The organism is Shewanella inventionis (assembly GCF_014641855.1).
GTDB classification, from domain to species: domain Bacteria; phylum Pseudomonadota; class Gammaproteobacteria; order Enterobacterales; family Shewanellaceae; genus Shewanella; species Shewanella inventionis.
The window spans coordinates 48,181-66,568 of the sequence record NZ_BMII01000021.1; the positions used below are offsets into that span (position 1 = coordinate 48,181).

General features: G+C 41.1%; 12 protein-coding genes and 1 other RNA gene. 9 read left to right on the forward strand and 4 right to left on the reverse strand.

The genetic code is table 11. The features are described from left to right. Positions 1-37 precede the first annotated feature (37 nt). The 3 genes from IEW93_RS13225 to IEW93_RS13235 all read right to left on the reverse strand — a co-directional run bounded on the left by IEW93_RS13225 (position 38) and on the right by IEW93_RS13235 (position 6,717). A complete protein-coding gene (locus IEW93_RS13225; RefSeq protein WP_188739796.1) occupies positions 38-1,000 on the reverse strand; it encodes a class I SAM-dependent methyltransferase in 963 nt (320 codons plus the stop codon). A 105-nt stretch (positions 1,001-1,105) separates the two neighbouring features. Beyond that, positions 1,106-3,712, reverse strand: a complete 2,607-nt coding sequence (locus tag IEW93_RS13230) for a TonB-dependent receptor plug domain-containing protein (protein ID WP_188739797.1) — start codon at positions 3,710-3,712, stop codon at positions 1,106-1,108. Positions 3,713-4,350: 638 nt separating this feature from the next. Next, on the reverse strand, positions 4,351-6,717 hold the full coding sequence (locus tag IEW93_RS13235; protein ID WP_223420097.1) for a DNA polymerase II: 2,367 nt from the start codon (positions 6,715-6,717) through the stop codon (positions 4,351-4,353). 148 nt (positions 6,718-6,865) lie between these two features. On the opposite strand from IEW93_RS13235, the gene dinG reads away from it, so the two are divergent. From dinG to IEW93_RS13265, 6 genes are all read left to right on the forward strand, one after another. Further along, entirely contained in the window at positions 6,866-8,941 is a 2,076-nt protein-coding gene (gene dinG, locus IEW93_RS13240; protein WP_188739799.1) for an ATP-dependent DNA helicase DinG, read from the forward strand. Between the two features lie 8 nt (positions 8,942-8,949). Continuing rightward, a complete protein-coding gene (locus IEW93_RS13245; protein ID WP_188739800.1) occupies positions 8,950-9,723 on the forward strand; it encodes a TSUP family transporter in 774 nt (257 codons plus the stop codon). Then, a complete protein-coding gene (locus IEW93_RS13250) occupies positions 9,720-10,382 on the forward strand; it encodes a primosomal replication protein (protein ID WP_188739801.1) in 663 nt (220 codons plus the stop codon). The genes IEW93_RS13245 and IEW93_RS13250 overlap by 4 nt, the downstream gene beginning before the upstream one ends. A 9-nt stretch (positions 10,383-10,391) precedes the next feature. Beyond that, positions 10,392-11,090, forward strand: a complete 699-nt coding sequence (locus IEW93_RS13255; RefSeq protein ID WP_188739802.1) for a DUF2057 domain-containing protein — start codon at positions 10,392-10,394, stop codon at positions 11,088-11,090. Continuing rightward, positions 11,091-12,020 carry a histone deacetylase family protein gene (locus IEW93_RS13260; RefSeq protein ID WP_188739803.1) on the forward strand — a complete coding sequence of 310 codons (930 nt, stop codon included), beginning with the start codon at positions 11,091-11,093 and terminating at the stop codon, positions 12,018-12,020. Positions 12,021-12,092: 72 nt separating this feature from the next. Continuing rightward, positions 12,093-12,395 carry a late competence development ComFB family protein gene (locus IEW93_RS13265; RefSeq protein ID WP_188739804.1) on the forward strand — a complete coding sequence of 101 codons (303 nt, stop codon included), beginning with the start codon at positions 12,093-12,095 and terminating at the stop codon, positions 12,393-12,395. Positions 12,396-12,445: 50 nt separating this feature from the next. On the opposite strand, the gene ffs is transcribed toward IEW93_RS13265, so the two are convergent. Further along, positions 12,446-12,543: signal recognition particle sRNA small type (gene ffs, locus IEW93_RS13270), an RNA gene on the reverse strand. Positions 12,544-12,893: 350 nt separating this feature from the next. Between ffs and IEW93_RS13275 the strand changes: the two genes are divergently transcribed. From IEW93_RS13275 to IEW93_RS13285, 3 genes are all read left to right on the forward strand, one after another. Then, positions 12,894-15,056 (forward strand): OmcA/MtrC family decaheme c-type cytochrome, encoded by a 2,163-nt coding sequence (locus IEW93_RS13275; RefSeq protein ID WP_188739805.1) that lies wholly within the window; start codon positions 12,894-12,896, stop codon positions 15,054-15,056. 277 nt (positions 15,057-15,333) lie between these two features. Further along, entirely contained in the window at positions 15,334-17,295 is a 1,962-nt protein-coding gene (locus tag IEW93_RS13280) for an OmcA/MtrC family decaheme c-type cytochrome (protein ID WP_188739806.1), read from the forward strand. 97 nt (positions 17,296-17,392) lie between these two features. Beyond that, on the forward strand, positions 17,393-18,382 hold the full coding sequence (locus IEW93_RS13285; RefSeq protein WP_188739807.1) for a DmsE family decaheme c-type cytochrome: 990 nt from the start codon (positions 17,393-17,395) through the stop codon (positions 18,380-18,382). The last annotated feature ends 6 nt before the right edge of the window (positions 18,383-18,388 follow it).

The following is an 18,388-nucleotide window of genomic DNA, read 5'->3' on the forward strand; positions in this document are numbered from 1 at the left end:
TATAGGAAACCTTTCATGAATTTATTTGAAAAACTGTTCAACCAACTATTTTTTGAGCACTTAAATACCAAGCTAAGATGTCATTTTGTTCATTTTTTAGCACTTTAATCTCATTTAAAGAAATTGAATGTTGATTAAAATGACTCACAAATTGCCCTAACTTGGCTTCATCAAATGAAGCTTGCACCAATTCTGTTAACCTTAATTTCAATGTATCCATTTGTAACTTAATGAATTCAATAAATTGTTGCTTTTTTGCTACAGTCCAAAACAATCCTTCCTTAAAAAATTGCGCAACAAATGCCATCAGTTGACAGTCTTGTGCCGCTTTCTCATCAAATAATACTAAATACTTAATCAATCGGTTAATTTCTGCGCGAATTTTTTCACAATTTGGATCTTGCTTAATCCTTGCAATATCATCGGGTGATGACACCTTGCCCATTGCAATGGCTATATCATTTAATCTAGCCACTAATGATTGCGCTTGTGGTAGTTCTATTAAACGTAAAATGTTTTTGTTTCGGTTTAATATCATTGAATTTGCATGGTGAAAAACCAAGCAAAACTGACCATTGTTCTTAAGTACTCTCGAAGCTTCTTTCAACGACAAATTGATATCTGAATACTCAAAACCAAATTGTGAGGTATATAAATCAACGCTAGCCGTTGCAAAGGGTAATGACTCACTTGCCTGATTAGATAATAACGTAATGTGAATATTGCTTTGTTCTAGCGCATCTTTTTCTGCTAATTTCACTTCAGCTAAATCAACACCAATCACTTCTCCAGTTAAATTTTCACTACGTAATGATTCACGTATCAAAAGTGGTAATGATCCATTTCCGGTACCAATATCTATAGCCATAAAGCCTTGCTGCAGCGCGATAAATGTTGGTTGCCATATCGACTTTAATATCCCTTCATAATTACCTGATAACGCATCGCCAAAAGAAGTTGTATGTCCTTGCTGCCAATATTCGCTCCAATGATTATTCATTTATTTCACCTGCTGATACTTCATCGTTTTGATTTATTATATTAAAGAAAAAGGCTCCCGAAGGAGCCTTTTTTGTCTATAAATCAAGCAAATACTTGCTCAGATTTAGAACTTAAGAGTATAACTTGCACGGTATTCACGACCGTAGTTGTTGTATAGGTCAGCATTAGTATATTGCCCTGTTGAAGTTAACACAGGATCTTCATCAGTTAGGTTGTTAATACCTAACAATACTGAGCCATAGTTACCAGCATCATATACGTAACTTAGGTTATGAATTAACCATGAATCTAAATGACCAGTGTCGTTAGTTTCATAAGTAGAGCTAGTGTAATTAATGTTCCAAGAGAAACTATGGTCACCTAACATGTAGTTAGTCGTGAAGATAGACTTGTAGTCAGGAGCACCGTTCCAACCAGCAGTATCAACAGCAGCCTGTCCACCTTCAACTTCTTCGATGAAATCTAGTACGAAGCTGTTAGTCCAGTTAAAGCCGATATCACCAATTGATGTTTCAAACTTAGCGTTTAATGCAACGTCAATACCAGTGATTTCTAACTTATCAGTGTTACCATAGCCAGTACCAATTTCAAGTGCACGGCCAAGAGTGCCATCTGTAGTAGGAGCACGTTCAACATAGAATGTATCAGTTTCTGCTAATGTACCTGCAGCAACACCGCGCATTACGTTTGTAATTGAACGTTGGCTGATAACATCGTCAATGTTTAAGTTGAAGTAATCAACTTTAATACCGATATCGTCTACGATGTCCCATGCAACACCTAAGTTGATGTACTCTGATGTTTCAGGTCCTAGGTCGCTGTTAGCACTAATGTATGTATCATACTGCTTTGAAGCACAATCAGCATCAGCTACATTTGTTGATGTACAGAAAGGATAATCAATACCCGTCTCTGCACTGAAAGTCGTTGCTGCATATAACTGGCTCAATGAAGGTGCACGGAAGGCTTCAGAGTAAGATGCACGTACAACTACGTTGTCAAGAGCCTGCCAACGCACAGATGCCTTAGGTGCTAGGTTATCACCAAAGTCACTGTAATCATCGTAACGAGCTGCAAGGTTTAACTCTACATCGTCAGTTAATGGTAATACTGCTTCATAGAACATTGCCCATACTTGACGGTCGCCGCCAGAAGAGTTACCTGCACTACCACCAATTAAGCCAGCTTCTGATTGAGCGTCATAAACTTCACTGAACTGTTGGTCGAAATATTCCATACCAACATAGTGAGCAACTGCACCGCCTGGTAAATCGAACGCATCAAAACCAAGACCAGCACTGTATTGATCGAATGTAGCTTTACCGGTAGTAAGCGTTGTTGCTTTCATGTTATTGATACCGGCTTCTGAACCTAGATCAATATCATTAGCTTGGTTGTAAGCAAGACCAGAATAACTTAAGTAGTACTGACCAACAGACTTGTTGTCTGCGATGTTGTGGTGGTAATAAACTTCCCACTCAGCATCATTTAATGCACTAATCGTACCGCGTAAACCAGTTAAATAATCTTGGTTGTAATCATCTACGTAACCGTCACGTGTACCGATACCAACCCAACGGAAATAACCTGTGGTTTCTTCACCGAAAGGGTTATTTGGGTTATCAGCAGACATGTTATTCCAAGCTGCCGCAGGAGGTGCATAACGACCAAATGAACTGTTTTGTGTAACCATCACACGACCAAACCATTCTACGTCTTCTGCAACTTCATAGTTAGCATCAACATATACTGTATTACGGTCAATAGATGCTTTGTTGTAAGATACGTTAGCAAACGCATACATACAGTAAGTTGAGCCTGGGCTCCAATCGTTGTCTGCCGCAACCGTTTGGAAAACGTCTGAACCATATTCAGCTTCTAAATCATCACATAAAGGAGATGCTTGAGCGCTTGAAAAATCTGGTGCAGCAACAGTTGCACCATAGATACTCCAACCAGATGTTTCGTCATAGGCTTGGATTTCACCATCGCCATTGAAGTCAGTCATGCTAGCAGCAGTGTAAGCACGGTCAGCGTCCGAAATACCTTTACGGTCTTGATGGTCAAAAGCAAAAGTAATGTTACCTTTGTCCATTTGATAACCAGCAACTACCGAGAATTCTTTACTAGTTAAGCCGCCATCTTGGTCACGTGAACCACCACCTGCAGTGAATTCAAGACCTTGATAGTTCTTTTTCATGATGATGTTTACAACACCAGCAATCGCGTCAGAACCGTACGTAGAAGAAGCACCGTCAGTTAGAATATCGATACGTTCTACAGCAGCCATTGGGATGGCGTTTAAGTTAGCAGACGAGCCACCTAAAGTAGGAGAACCTGGGAAACGCTTACCATCGATAAGTACTAAGGTACGGCTTGAGCCTGCGCCACGTAAGTTAATTGTTGCTTGAGATTGTGCAGAGCTACCTGAACGTTCAGAGAACGAACCGAAAGAGTTTAAGTTACTGTTACGAAGTGCGTCAGCAACAGTAAAGTTACCTTCCATCTTCATATCTTCAGTAGTGATAGTCGTAATTGGAGAAGCGCCTTCAAGGTCAGAACGCTTAATACGCGAACCAGTAACCTCAATACGTTCTACTTTTGCGCCATCTTCATCAGCAGCGAATACTGCTGGTACAGTGAATGCCGTTGCAGCTGCACCACTGATCAGTGCTAAACGCACTGATTTAGCTAATACGTTCTTATGCATTGTCTATCTCCCTGGACTTTATGTCTTTCTTATAATGCTAACGACTTTTTAGGCGTTAGTTCAATGAACGTAAGCAACAATTAGGGCTACATACGTTCAATTACGTATGCAATAAAATCACATTTGATACAACTAATCAACAATTGAAGTGTCGTAAGCGCAAAAGTTAATCAAATGTGATATCCATTCTTGTTAACTAAAATGAACACCACTACAAAAACATACTTAAAAACAATCGGTTGACTTTATTTGCAGAAATTTGCAGAAATTTTGAATGTTAAAAATAAAAAACTTAACACCCTGTTTTGCAGAATGATTTTTTGTGCTAGGGCTTTTTTTTTAAGCCTGTAGTGACCAAAAAAAATTTAACAATTATACCTCGCGGTTTGTTCATTAATTGTTAAGCACATTTTTTTTACTCTACTCTAGATGACTTAAATACTCGTTTATGCTAGTGATTAACGCTAAAAATGAACTTAAGATATGGAAAAAAAAGCCTTATTGTTACGGCATTTGACTATCGCTTAAATGCCTATTGCGCTTTAATGCCTATTGAGGTGTTTTTTGGCTTATTACTTCTCGACTTATATCTACTTTAGCTCATGCCAAAAAAGGAAAACTGACTTAGCGTTTAGAATTTATAATAGCGTTAATTGATCATTGACCAAGGTATCGAAAGATTGTCCACACAATTGCAAAATGGGCTCAGCAATCGGTTGAATTTGTTTACTGATATAATATTCGTAATCAATATTATTGGGTTTTGCCTCAACAGTTTGTGCGCCTGTTGTTGTCATTAAATATCTAATTTTTGCACCTTTTCTGGTTGCCTTATCGGTACCTTGAATTTGTGCTAATTGTTTTGCGGCTTTGACATGGGGAGATGACTTGGCTGTATAATCTTCAGCATGGCGACGTAAACGCTTATTAAAAACTAGTTCGAGATCTCTATCGCCTTTTTTGATGGCATCTAATTCTTCACGAAGATAATCAACAACATCTTCGCCTTTAAAAAACATTTCATATAATCGAAATTGCATTTTACGGGCAATGGGGCTCCAATCACTCCTAACTTGCTCCATACCTTTAAATGTTAATTTCAGCGTTTCATCATCGTTTATAGAGGCGCCAACATACCGCTTTTTACTGCCTTCATCTGAGCCTCTTAACGTTGGCATAATAAATTGGTCAAAATGCGTCTCAAATTCTAATTCAAGAAAACTCTCTAGTTGGTATTCATACTTGCACCAGTCGCGCCATCGTGCCGTAACCTTGTCTGCAAGCTGTTGCCCTAACTCGGCAATATTGGTAATGCCATGATTATCACCGAGCCAGACAAAGGTTGAATCTGTATCACCATAAATAACTTGAAAACCGTCCTCCTCTATCCATAGCTTAGTCAACTTCATAATTTGATGACCGCGCATGGTGATTGAACTGGCCAGTTTCGCATCATGAAACACGCAGCCTCTAGAGCCTAAAACACCATATAAGGAGTTCATAATAATTTTTATTGCTTGAGAAAGAGGAGCATTTTTATCTGCCTTCGCGTTTTCTCTTTGCGCCGCAAGCTTAGCGACCAATGCAGGTAAAATGGGATTATCACGTGAGAAGTGAGCCCCTAAATAACCTGGCACATTCATATTAACCTCCCCTTGTTCTACCGATTTCAACCCTTCAACTAACCCTTTGGGATCAATTAAAAAAGTACGAATGATAGATGGATATAGGCTTTTAAAATCTAGCACTAAAACATTTTTGTAATAACCAGGAATGGAAGACATAACATAACCACCTGGGCTTTCCAAACCATGACTTGCAGGCTGAGCAGGGGCTACAAAACCACTACGGTGCAAGTGGGGTAAATACAAATGATAAAATGCAGCTATCGAGGCGCCTACACGACCAAACTCTAGTCCAGTTAATTTTGCTCGTTCAATGGCAAAATCAATCAACTGAGTTTTTTCAAAAATGTCCCACACTAAACGACTGTCTGTGATGTTATAAAAAGCTAACGCATTTTTATCGGTATGGAACAATGTTGTAATTTCTTGGCCACGATTTTCCACATGGTCAATTGCCTTACCCTCGTTAAGAAGTTGCCTAGAAACAGACTCCAAAGAGAAACTGTCAAATTGATAAAATGCCGCCTTTAACCAATCAATACCATCTAATACAACTCGTCCAGGCAATGATAAAGTTTCAGGCCTATATTTATCGCTCACTTTCCAGCTTAACTCGGTTCTACCACGGCCAATAAGTAACGGAATTTGATGTAATACGCAGCGTCGATATAGCAAAGCTAAATCAAAGGTGACCACCGCCCAGCCGATAATGATGTCTGGATCATATTGCCCAAACCAAGCGATAAGATGGTGGATAAGATCAACTTCATCTTTTACCCACACAATAAAGTCGTGGCTGTTACTTTGTGGCTCACCAACCATAAACACACGTTGATATTGTTCACCATATAAAGCCACAGAATAAAGCTCACCCTCAAAGCTGCATTCAAAATCTAGCGAAATTACAGATAGTTTCATATCAACATCTGTCGATTTATAAACAGGTTTTCTTGCCCGTTCGATTACCATTAACGGCAAGACATTATCAACATTTGTATTTTGGTAAACGCCAATACATTCAATATCAAGTGCAATAAAGCGCTCAATTAAATAACGCTGCTCAGGTTTTATATCGGTTTCAAACAGCGTAATGCCTAAATCATTGGCGACCCGAGTAAGCCCTTTTAATTGATTATTTGTTTTTAAATACAAGGCACAAACAGGTTCATGAGCAAAACTTGCTAATGAAATGGCCTCCGATTTCAATTTATAATCGAGCCTTTGCGCCAACCTTGAAACATCTTGTTGGCGGCAAAAACAAATAATTTCGCTGTGGTGTATCTCGGCTAAAATTGGACCATTTGCCGTTTTTAAATAATATTGCAGCACCAGCTGCCCATAGCGGTAGATGGCATGACGAGTCAATACAGTGCCCTTCACGCTTACAAAATTAGGCTTTGGTTGATGGCCACTGTATGGCGGTGTTAATTGGGTCGTTAAATCATTCAATTTAATTAATACTTAGTAGCAGGCTAATTCACTGTTATTATGTACAGCATAATTCAGACAACACAGAAATCATACTTCTATGCTACCGGATACGATAAAAAGTCAAATTCGCACTATTTATAAACAAATTGCCGGTGCTATGCCGCAATTTCGATCTCGTCGCGAACAAAACTACATGGTGGCTGAAATATCTAAAACGCTGGCCGGTGAGTATGACAAAGACCGTCGAATTATTGTGGTTGAAGCAGGCACCGGGATTGGTAAATCATTATCATACATTTTAGGAACCATCCCCTTAGCACTTGCAAGTAAAAAGAAAGTTTGTATAGCAACGGCAACAGTTGCCCTACAAGAACAACTCTTGCATAAAGATTTGCCGTTCTTTTTACAACAGTCTGGAATCGATTTTAAATTTGGCTTAGTAAAAGGCCGCCAACGCTATGTGTGTTTAGCAAAACTTGAAGCCATGCTAGGCACACAAGACAGCTCACAAATGGCCATGTGGCAAACCAAACCCGATCAAAGCCAAATAAATGAACTGCAAAAACTGCATCAAGATTTTCATCAAAAACGCTGGAACGGTGAAATTGACACCCTGCAACAACCTATTCCGGATTTTTTATGGCAACAAATATGTTGCGACAAACACAGCTGTCATCGTCAAGTATCAGCCCATCACAATTGCCCATTTCATAAAGCACGTGAAGACGTAGACACCTGGGATGTACTCATTGCTAACCACAGCTTGCTCTTTGCCGATTTAGAGTTAGGCGGCGGGGTGATTTTGCCTGAACCTGAAGACATGTTTTATGTGATAGACGAAGCTCATCACTTACCCATAGTTGCGAGGGACTTTTCCAGTGCGCAAGCCACATTACGGGGCGCCTGTGACTGGTTAGAAAAAGCATCAAAGACTTGCTCAAAACTGCAAAACCAGCTTAAAACCAATAACATTATTGCCCCGGTGCAAGCCATGCTTGATCACACCACCGATTTAACCAATTTACTGACACAAGTGGCGCATTATTGCGACACCCAGCCACAGTTATTTGCCAATCCTGAGAGTCGTTTGCGCTTTGAGCACGGCCAACTACCGCAAGCGTTATTAATTCAAGCCGAAAATTTAGCAACGGCATCTGGCTCTGCAGTAAAACAATTTAATAAAGTGGTGTCGGTATTAAGTGAAGCCATTAAAGACGGTGAAGTGCCAAAGCATCAATCTGAAGGTTTGTTATCTGAAACAGGCTTTATTTTACAGCGTCTAGATAATTTACATAAACTTTGGAAAATGATGGCCAAAGAAGACAGTAAAAAAGGCGCGCCAATGGCACGGTGGGCAGAGCTTATCACTGGTAAGCAGCAAGATTATTTATTTTGCTCATCCCCCATTGAAGTCGGTTTTATGCTTGAGTCAATGCTGTGGCAAAAAGCGGCAGGTGTAGTACTTTGCAGTGCGACTTTACGGGCGTTAAACAATTTTAATCATTTTGCTCATCAGGTCGGTTTAGGCATAAATGACGGCAGTCGATTTTTAGCCTTATTGTCACCTTTTGATTACGAAAATAACGCCACATTGTTTATTCCGCAAATGGTCACCGAACCCACTGATGATAATTACACCGCCGAAATTGCAGAGCATATTATTGCACTGGTCGATGGCGAAATGGCCACGCTTGTATTGTTTGCATCGTATTGGCAAATGGAAAAAGTCGTCGAGTTTGTGGAAGGAAAAATACCGAGAGATCAATTATTCGTGCAAGGTGAAATACCAAGGCAACAGATCTTAGAAAAGCACAAAAAACGCTGCGATGACGGTTTACCCAGCATCATCTTTGGTACGGGGAGTTTTTCAGAGGGTCTCGATTTACCGGGTGACTATTTAACCAACTTAATTATTACCAAACTCCCCTTTGCAGTGCCAACATCACCGGTGGAGCAAGCACATGCTGAATATATCAAAGTAAAAGGTGGTAATCCCTTTTTACAGCTGACAATTCCTGATGCATCGCGTAAATTAGTCCAAAGTTGTGGTCGCCTCCTTCGTAAAGAGCAAGATTATGGTCGAGTCACCATTTTAGACCGTCGTTTAGTCACAAAACGCTATGGCAAATCATTAATTGATGCCCTTCCTCCCTTTAGACGTGTAATAGAATAGGTATTGAGTTGGATTTATTATTAGACCCTAGCCACTGGGCTATTTTAGCGGTCATCGGTATCATCGCAGGTTTTATTGATGCCATTGTTGGAGGCGGAGGCTTATTATCCATTCCAGCATTACTCACTGTGGGGATCCCGCCTCACCTTGCTCTAGGAACCAATAAGTTAGCTGCATGCTTTGGCTCTATAACTTCAAGTTTTACTTTTTATAAACAGCAACTGTTTAACCCCAAATTATGGACTGCATGTTTTATCGCAACCTTAATAGGGTCAATTTTCGGCTGTATTTTGGTATTTATGGTTGATCCTAAATGGTTAGATAAACTCTTACCCTTATTGATTATTGCTATTGCCATTTATACCTTATTGAGCCCAAAAGCCATGGGCGATAGTAATATGACTTTACCTGTAAAACGATCACCTAAAGTTAAACAAATCAGCCAAGGCTTGTTACTAGGCAGTTACGATGGTTTTGCCGGCCCAGGTATAGGCGCTTTTTGGACCGTATCGTCTGTGTCACTGCACAAATTGCCTTTATTACACGGCTGCGGCCTAGCCAGAGTGATGACCTCTGTAAGCAATATCACTGCATTAGTTATTTTTGCTGCAATGGGACAAGTACAATGGATGTTAGGGTTATGGATGGGCGTTTGCATGATGGCTGGCTCTTATATTGGTGCAAGAAGTGCTATTCGTTTTGGCATCCCTTTTATTAAACCCATTTTTATTACTATGGTATTGTCAATTGCGATCCACTTAACCTGGAGTGCTTGGGGATGAATACCCAACAATTGGTTTCAATGCTAAAACAGCAACTCAATCAACTTGAGCGCGATGTACTATCGCATGACCAAAATTTAGCACCAAACCAGCGACAAACCTTGCAACAAACTGAACGTTTTAACAGCCAATTGTTTGCTCAACAGGGCGCGCTACTCACGCCATGTATTGCTCAACTGCGCCAAGATATTCAAAAGCTTGAAAAACAATTATCTCTGCGTTTAGGCCAACACGTTATCCAGCTCAGTTGTGAGCGTATTCAAGACCGTTTTATTGCCTTAAAAAGAGCCCTGTTAACCACCGACATTAACTTAAAAGCCGAAGCACAACGTAAAGCCAGTAATCGTGCGCGATATGCAAAAAAACAGCAGCAGGCGGTACAAGACAGTGGCTTTGGTTGGATAGCCAGTAACGTGATGCAAAACAGCCATCAATTATATGAAGAGCTGAATAAACACCTTAACTGGGCTAAAAAAATTGAACAAAAAATACAACAAATGGAAGCAAATCTTGAATTCTGTCATAGTGATGACAAAATTAAATTGCAAAATGATATCCTTTTGATGCATCGTCGCTTAGGGAAATGTAAACAAGCAATTAGTTATATTGAGGAGCGCATTCAATTATTTGAACGACCTCGCCAAAGTTACCCTCGTTAAGGAGCAACAATGAAATCTGTATTGACCACTAGTGCGCTGTTAGCATTTTTAACTTCATCATCGTTATTTGCAGCTAATTTAACTATTCCAATGTCTTTTGAATACTTAGCGCTTGATGGCGAAGCGATTGAAACCAATATGTTTACGCATCAATCGGATCTAGCACTCACCAACGGCACCCATAAAATCGCTATCCGCTATCATGATGTCGTTGATGACTCTTTTAGCGACAGCCAATCATTTGTTAAATCAACGCCATTTATTATCACACTAACCGTAGATGGCGACTATAAATACAGCCTAAAGCCTGCTGATGGTGATGTAGTCAAAAAACCAAAGGTCTTTGCCAAAGACCCAAAAATTAAGCTAACTCGACAAGATAATGGCCCAGTTACATATAGCGTTGAACACACTCAGTATACTGAAAAATCGTTTATCACTAATTTGTTTAAAACCAATCAGAAACAAGATTTTGACGAATTAGCTGTTTCAGCCACCTCAGATGCACCAACAGCCGTGACCCAAGCACCTGCAAAATCAGACATCGCAGTCGCTACGAGCGTGACTCCCGCCGTAACAAGTGCAACACCAGCTGCAACCAACAGCAAAAACCCAGCTCAAGCTGAACAGATGCTGCAATATTGGTGGTTACAGGCAGATGAAAAAACACGTAAAGAATTTATGGGCTGGGCGATAAAACAGCTTTAAATGTTAACTTCCATTCCTTTTGTGTACCACGCCAGCTATTCGCAGCTGGCGTTACCTGCAACACATCGATTTCCGACAACAAAATACCAACGGCTATATCACCATGCCATTGAACAACAATTGTTGTTTGAATCCTCACGTTATATCCCTAGCGCCATTGAAATCGACACTCTCCAAGCAGTGCACTGCCCAAAGTATGTTGATCAATTTATTCGCGGCCTGTTAGATCACAAAGCACAGCGACGCATAGGGTTTCCCTGGAGTGAGCAATTAGTTAATCGAACCTTGCATGCTGTTAATGGGACTGTGCTTTGTGCACAATTAGCATTAACGCATGGAATTGCAGTGCATTTAACCGGGGGGTATCACCATGCACACTATGATTTTGGCAGTGGTTTTTGTATTTTTAATGATTTAATTATTGCGGCTAAAAGTGCTATCGACAGTGGGCATGCTGATAAAGTGTTAATCTTTGACTGTGATGTCCACCAAGGTGATGGCACTGCAACCTTAGCTCAGCAGTACCCTAATATCATTAGCTGCTCTATTCATTGTGCACAAAATTTTCCAGCAAGAAAGCAAGACTCAGATTACGACATCGATTTAAATAAAGGTTGTAGCGACCAAGAATATATTGAGCACGTCGAGCAAATTTTGCCTTATCTTATACGGCTTCATCAGCCTGATCTTATTCTTTATGATGCGGGTGTCGATATCCATCAAGATGACGACTTAGGGTACTTTACTATTTCAAGCCAGGGTATTTTGGCACGAGATACCCATGTTATATCGATAGCCAAAAGCCATAACATCCCACTTGCGGCCGTGATCGGTGGAGGCTATAGTCGTAATGAAGCAGAATTAACTCATCGGCATAGCCAATTGCTTATAGCCGCAAACGAGTTATGGTTACAGCCCAAATCAACATAACGTATTAATATTTGACACGAAACCTATTCGACATAGACGTCGATAACGAAACTGATCTCAAAGGAGCATATAATGCACTTAGATATTCGTAACTATTATGAAGTTCTATTAATGGAAATATTAAGAGATGAAGGCTTAATGGAAGAGCTACCTGAAGAATACTTAGCTGATTTATGCTGCGTCACACTTAATCAGTTACCGGTGCGCTATATCCGTCACTTGGTTGATACTTATTTTTTTGAAAACTACCAAGAGCTGCACACAATGAAAACAGAAATTTACGATGCGCTTGAAAAATCACGCCAATTTCTAAAAGCCAATTTACAAAAACGCTTAAAAGAAGAGGCAGAAATAGCCGCAGCGCAACAAATATAATAAGACTTAAAAGAAATTAACATTACGCAGAGGGAACTATATTGGAGGTTCCCCTAGAGCCGACACCCCGGCACACGAGTCGCTTGCTGCGGTTGCTCCCTTCCGGGCCTGGCCGAGTTCACAAGTTATCGTTGCGGGGGGACCCTAGGGTCACCATAGATTTCTGACAAACAAAACTTGTTTTCAGAACGTGGCGATTATCCCCTAAGCTATAATCTTGATCAAGCCTTTATCCAGATAACTTTGCATTCCGTGGTTTAGTTGCGCAATAGTTATGCAAAACGGATTAATCTGCCTCAATCCAGCGCAATATCAACATTTAGGGTTATTCAAAGTACAAAATTGATTACTCCTAAATGAATAGTCAGATCTTAGTCACAACTCTACACATAATTCAATGAGTAACTTGCAAAGGTTAGCTAACATAATAAATGGATAAAATCCGCACACTGTTAACCCATGGTGAAATGCGTGATAACTAAAAAAAGCAGGGAATTCATGATGAAAACAATAACCGTTCGTCCCGCAACAAAAGCGGTATTGGGTGCAGGTCTTCTTGCACTGGTTCTTACTGGCTGTGGAGGCAGTGATGGCGCCGATGGTGAAAACGGCACTGATGGCATCATTGGTGTCAATATCGACAATGCGTCTACATTACAAGCTTCATTTACAGATGCGAGTATTGTCAACGGTACCGTCAATGTGACCTTCAGTCTAAAAAATGCCAATGGTGTTGCTGTGCTTGGGTTAACAAAAGATCATGACTTACGTTTTGGTATTGCTCAATTAACCCCAGTTGTTGAAACGGTTAACGATGATGAAATCGATCGTGGTTATCAGTGGCAATCTTATATCAATGTATTAAAACAACCGAACACAAGCTCAATCCCTGACGGTGAAACTAATATCGCCCCATCAGAGCAATATCAGGCTGAAGTAGAAGTAGCATCAGCTTGTGAAACTTGCTTAGTTGATAATGAAGATGGCACCTACAGCTATACCTTTCAAACCAATGTGAGTCAGGTTACTGAACCATTAACCATTACCTACAACCAAGATAATACTCAACGCATTACGCTTGAATTAAAACAACCATTAGTCACAACCAATGCCCACTATGATTTCCAACCGTCAACAGGGTTAACAGAAGATATCGCCTCGCGTGACGTAGTATCAATTGAGACGTGTTACACCTGTCACCAACCTGACAGTCTTGAGTTACACGGTGGCCGCCGTATTGATTTAGAAAATTGCGCATCTTGCCATACCGCCACATCAGGCGACCCTGAAACTGGCAACAGTGTCGATTTTACTTACATGATCCACGCTATCCATAAAGGCCAAGACCGCGTAACGCATACCGCAACAAGTGAAGAAGCAGCGCCATACAAAGTAATAGGTTATGGCGGAAGTTTACATAATTACGGCAATGTTATGTACCCACAAAAGCCTGCCGCCGATTGCAGTGCATGCCATGTTGAAGGCGAAAATGCACCAAAAGATGCCGCATTATTTACTGCTAATAAAAGCGATACAGCCTGTATTGCATGTCATACAGAATCCGCATCTGAGCATCATGTTGGTTTAAGTGCACAATGTACTTCATGCCATATTGAAGATGGCTATGCACGCAGCGCAAAAGAAGCTCATGGCGATGTAATGACGGCTTACAATGAAACTAAAACGATAAATGTGGTCTTTAGCGATACAAGCGTAACGACTGATGGTGCATTCACAACCAAGGTTCAATTTACCGATGCGTCATCCAATGTTATTGCAGCAGAATTTATCGACACCAGTAGCCGCATTGTCATGGCATGGGACAGTAACATCGATTACCCAGCCTATAACGATGCAAGTTACAGCCAAAGACGCTTAAGACTCAGTGAAGGTGTTGCTAATGAAGATAACAGCTGGACATTAGTGTGGAGCAACGTGACCTTACCAGCTGATTATGTGGGAAAAACGTTTGAGCTTTGGTCGGCCGTTACTGCATGTTACAACAACGGCGGATATGGTCGCCCTGAAGTACAACTCACCTCTTGTGATACTGACGATGTTCGCACCGTTGAAATCAAAAGCAATGCTTATCAGTTTGTTATGGGGGCTGATGCTGTAGATAGCACTCAAACAGCAGCAGAGCGCAGAAACATTATTGATACAACAACTTGCCAAGGCTGTCACAACCAAGAAGTGTATCACTATGATAATGGTGTTAACTGCCAAACCTGTCATACACCTGATAAAACAACCAGAACTGATGATACCTACCCAGGCGGTAAAAAATCGACTAGCTTTGCATTTAAAGCGCACAGCGCTGAAGGCCACGATTTAAGTGTTGCTGGTGTTGAATCAGGTACAGTATTAAAAACAGATTGCGCGACATGCCACACCTCAGATGGTTTCACCTTAGGCCGTGCAGAGGATCGTGTATGGCGCTTTGGTGATACTGATACTGGTGCTGATATTTGGGTGTCATCAGACAGCGGGGCCTGTTTAACTTGTCACCAAAAAACAATAACCGAATCGACAGTGTCTCACATAGAGTCTAATGGCGGTATTGTTGATGGTATGAGTGAAGAAGATGTACGCACACGCGCTGCAGAAATGTGCTCAACCTGCCACACCCCAGAACGTGTAAGCGAAAGTCACGGCTCTTAATGTTAATCACTTAATCATCTATGTTTATTAAAAAGGCTCCAATCACATTGGGGCCTTCTTATTTTACAAACATTAAACATGAGTTAAGTCTGTATTTTACATACCTCTTTATTAATAGGCTGATCACCATCACACTATTGCGTTCGCCTTACAGACGTCTAGCTGATAGTAAAGTAATCTTAATGTTGGGAATACTTTTTAAACATCAACTTAACTGATTTAAATATTGCAGAACATACTGCCAGTGAGTTTGATGTATGACCTTTGCAGGGACAATATGATGAATATAAAACACACAAAAATTGCATTATTACTTGCTATGTCAGCATCAATGACACTGGTTGGTTGCGGCAGCGGAAGTGACGGCGAAGATGGTGACGCGGGTAACCCAGGTGGCGAACCAGCAGAAACAATCCAAACACTCAATCTTGATATCACAGATGTCACTTATCAGGACAACAAACCAACGGTCACAGTATTTGCGACTAATCAAAACGATTTACCCATTGTTGGTCTAACCGAATTAGAAATTAAAAAAGTGGTTCAGCTCATTCCAGCTGGCGCCACTGGTGCAGGTAATGCTGCACAATGGCAATATATAGGTTCTCAAGATACTTTTACCGATGTAGGCAACGGTAAATATACTTTTACCATCGACGTTGAAAATTTTAACCCAGAACTAACTCAACGTTACAATGTCATTTCAAGTGCATCGACATTACTTGACGGTGTAACCGCAGTACCAAGAGCTGAAATCACCGAAGATTTTGACGGCGAAGGCTATACCGCTAAATACACTAAAAATGTGGTTAGTGATGCCACCTGTAATAGTTGTCATGCAGAAGGCGAAAGCATTTATCACAGTTATACCGACTTAACGACCTGTATCAGCTGTCATACCAATGAAATGGCAATCGAAAAAGATAAAGTCCAGGTCGACTTCAGCCATCTTATCCATAACGTTCATAATAGCGCCAAAATGTATGGCCGAAATTTAGATAAAAGCGCCGAAGCCGCTCATGCCATAGTGCAAGACAACTGTACTAACTGCCATATAGAATCTGAACAACTCACTGAATGGAACAACTGGACGCAAATTCCTACTATGGAAACCTGTAGTAGCTGTCATACTGATATTGACTTTGTGGCAGGTGATGGACACCCACAGCAAGTCGACAATTCCAATTGTATTGCCTGTCACAATGCCAGCTGGACAGAAACATTACATATTTCAGCATTCAGTGAAAAGCAAACCTTAATCAACCAATATGGTATGGATGCAGCGCTTGTGGCCAACAAGACCACAGATGAAGACATGTCTGCAACCTTAACGGTGACACTAACTGATGCTAATGGAACATCAATTGATGCGGCAACTCTCGTAAGTAAAATTCAACGCATCGAAACCATCACCAACGTAGGGCCTAACTTCCCTATTATGGGATATAACGCTAGCCCAGGAAGTGGTTTAGCAAAAATTAGCAAAGATTTGGTCAAAGTGGGTAAATTGCAAACCGATGTCACCCTTGTTGATGGCAAATTGGTTTACACCATCGCCTCTTTACCTTTTGGCAGCGGTGACACAGACACAGCATTTACCTTTATTGGTTTAGAAATGTGCAGTAATGGCAGCCAAGCAATTGATTGTGTTGATGGTGTCGAAACCACCAGCATGAAAGCAGAGCTTGCACACGCCACACGTTCAGGTGCAACCCCAAGTTACCGTCATATCGATTCGGTTAACTTTGGATCATGTGAAAGCTGTCACGGTGAAACATTTGAACTTCATAAAGGTTATCACGCTGGCTTTATCATGACAGAGCAACTAGGTCGTGAACTCAATGGTGAAATAACTGTTGGTGTAGACGCCTGTGTGACTTGCCATACTCCAGACGGTACTTATGCTTCAGGTGGCAATCAGGGTGCACTTGAAATGAAACTGCACAGCGTGCATAGCGAACAAGGCATTATTAAAGACTGTACTCAATGTCACGACGAATTTAATCTTGATGCCTTTAAAGTCAAAGGAGCACTTGCTACATCAGCTGGTCTATATACCACACCCATTACCGCAACCTGTGCGTCTTGTCATGGCTTTGACGACATCGCTCAACATGCAACTAGCCAAGGCGCCATTGTTAACGGTAGTTACCAAGAAGCCAACGATGCAGCACAATTAGAAACCTGTTTCTACTGCCATGCACCAAGCATTGAAAATCATACCGAAGTTAAATTTTAATTTGTTCAATGGGAGATAAGCCTCACTTATCTCCCATGCTATGACTTACTTTATCAAACTGTTGATCATCAAAATGGACAAATTAGGAAGTCTACTTATGAAGACCACAAACCAAATCAATACGTTATTGCTCAGCTTACTTTGCCTCACAGCATCAGCCGTATTTTTATCAAATCAAGTGCACGCAGCAAAATGGGACGCCACCATGACGCCCGCAGAAGTAGAAGCCACACTTGATAAAAAATTTGCAGAAGGTAAATACTCCCCTAAAGGCGCAGATTCTTGTTTAATGTGCCATAAGAAATCAGAAAAAGTCATGGATCTCTTTAAAGGTGTTCATGGTTCAATCGACTCATCAAAAAGCCCTATGGCAGGTCTTCAATGTGAAGCATGTCATGGTCCACTAGGTACCCATAATCGTGGTGGTAAAGAACCCATGATTACCTTTGGCCCAGACTCAAGCCTGGCAACCGATAAACAAAACAGCGTTTGTATGAGCTGTCATAACGATGATAAACGTATGACCTGGGAAAGCAGCCATCATGCCAATGCCGATGTTGCCTGCGCATCTTGCCATAGCGTTCATGCCGCACATGATCCTGTTTTGTCAAAACAAACAGAAATGGATGTGTGCACCAGTTGTCACACTAAGCAAAAAGCTGACATGAACAAACGCAGCAGTCATCCAATGAAATGGAACCAAATGACCTGTAGTGACTGTCATAACCCACATGGTAGCTTAAGCGATGATGATCTGATCAAACCTACTGTCAACGAAACCTGTTATACCTGCCATGCAGAGAAACGTGGCCCAAAGCTGTGGGAGCATGCACCCGTGACCGAAAATTGCGCAAACTGCCATAATCCTCATGGGTCGGTAAATGATGCAATGTTAAAAACGCGTGCTCCGCAATTATGCCAACAATGCCACTCAGGCGACGGTCATACAAGCAGTGCTTATTTAGGCAACACCGGCATGGGTTCAACAGTTAATGGTAACGCATTTACTGGCGGACGAAGCTGCTTAAATTGTCATAGCCAAGTCCATGGGTCAAACCACCCATCGGGCAAACTATTACAACGCTAAGGAGAT

Excerpts from the sequence above, each read along its gene's own strand:
- IEW93_RS13225 (WP_188739796.1), bottom strand. The coding sequence starts at position 1,000 with ATGAATAATCATTGGAGCGAATATTGGCAGCAAGGACATACAACTTCT.
- IEW93_RS13230 (WP_188739797.1), bottom strand. The coding sequence starts at position 3,712 with ATGCATAAGAACGTATTAGCTAAATCAGTGCGTTTAGCACTGATCAGT.
- dinG (WP_188739799.1), top strand. The coding sequence starts at position 6,866 with ATGCTACCGGATACGATAAAAAGTCAAATTCGCACTATTTATAAACAA.
- IEW93_RS13250 (WP_188739801.1), top strand. The coding sequence starts at position 9,720 with ATGAATACCCAACAATTGGTTTCAATGCTAAAACAGCAACTCAATCAA.
- IEW93_RS13255 (WP_188739802.1), top strand. The coding sequence starts at position 10,392 with ATGAAATCTGTATTGACCACTAGTGCGCTGTTAGCATTTTTAACTTCA.
- IEW93_RS13260 (WP_188739803.1), top strand. The coding sequence starts at position 11,091 with ATGTTAACTTCCATTCCTTTTGTGTACCACGCCAGCTATTCGCAGCTG.
- IEW93_RS13265 (WP_188739804.1), top strand. The coding sequence starts at position 12,093 with ATGCACTTAGATATTCGTAACTATTATGAAGTTCTATTAATGGAAATA.
- IEW93_RS13275 (WP_188739805.1), top strand. The coding sequence starts at position 12,894 with ATGATGAAAACAATAACCGTTCGTCCCGCAACAAAAGCGGTATTGGGT.
- IEW93_RS13280 (WP_188739806.1), top strand. The coding sequence starts at position 15,334 with ATGATGAATATAAAACACACAAAAATTGCATTATTACTTGCTATGTCA.
- IEW93_RS13285 (WP_188739807.1), top strand. The coding sequence starts at position 17,393 with ATGAAGACCACAAACCAAATCAATACGTTATTGCTCAGCTTACTTTGC.